Below are 917 nucleotides of genomic sequence, written 5' to 3' on the forward strand. Positions count from 1 at the left end.
GCGTGCCGTCGGCCGGCTTGCCGGACAGGCCGAGGTCGCGCGCGCCGGCCTCCAGGCTCGCGAGCGCGGCCGGGTCGGATTTCAGGGCGGCGCGGGCGCGTTCCAGCACGGCCTGCGCACGCTCCGGCTCGCCGAGGACGCTGCGGGAGCGGGCCAGCCGCAGCCATTCGTCCACGGTGCCGCCCTTGGCCGCGAGGCGCTCGTCGAGGCCGTCGACCATGCCCTGGATCGCGGCGCGCTGCTCCGGCGGCAGCCCGGGCGCGTCCTTTCCGGCTCCCTTGGCCGCCCCGTTGCCCGCCCCCTTGACCGGCGTTCCCGACAGCTGCGGGGCGGGCTCGCCCCGCAGCCGCGCCAGGTTCTCGCGGACCAGGCGAAGCCAGGGGGCGTCGGCCGGGCTGATGTCGTTCAGGGCGCTGAGTTGGCGGATGGCCTCCGGCGTGTCGCCGTTCTGCTCGGCCGCGCGGGCGAGGTAGAAGCGGGGCTTGGGCGCCTTGGGGTCGAGGGCGAGGGCCCGGGTCAGGGCGGCCTTGGCCTCGGGGGGCACGATGCCGTTGCCGGCGGCCACCATCGCCTCGCCCCAGTCCGACAGCGATTCCGCAGTCTCACCCTTGATCCGGACGATCGCCGCGTAGGCGCGCGCCGCGTCCTCGAACCGGCCGAGCCGCATGTAGACCGGCGCCAGCACGGCCCAGCCGCGGGCGTCGTTCGGGTCGGCGGCCAAGCGCGCCTCGATCTGCCCGACGGCCTTCATCAGGTCCTGCGCACCCGATTGCGCCGCCTGCCGGTCTCCCGGCGTCTGGGCCGGCAGGTCGGGAGAGCCGTAGAGGCCGTAGGCGAGGAGGGCGACGAGGGGGATGGTGGACAGGGCGAAGGCCGAGGCCGCGCGGCGCTGGCGCAGGCGCGGCTCGGCCACGCTC

The 917-nt window shown here is 76.6% G+C and carries 1 protein-coding gene; it reads right to left on the reverse strand.

What is annotated here, in order from left to right; translation table 11 throughout:
• On the reverse strand, positions 1-917 hold a 917-nt coding region (locus FV229_RS27000), incomplete at both ends, for a tetratricopeptide repeat protein (RefSeq protein ID WP_147754834.1).

The organism is Methylobacterium sp. WL120 (genome assembly GCF_008039465.1).
Classification (GTDB): Bacteria; Pseudomonadota; Alphaproteobacteria; order Rhizobiales; family Beijerinckiaceae; genus Methylobacterium; species Methylobacterium cerastii.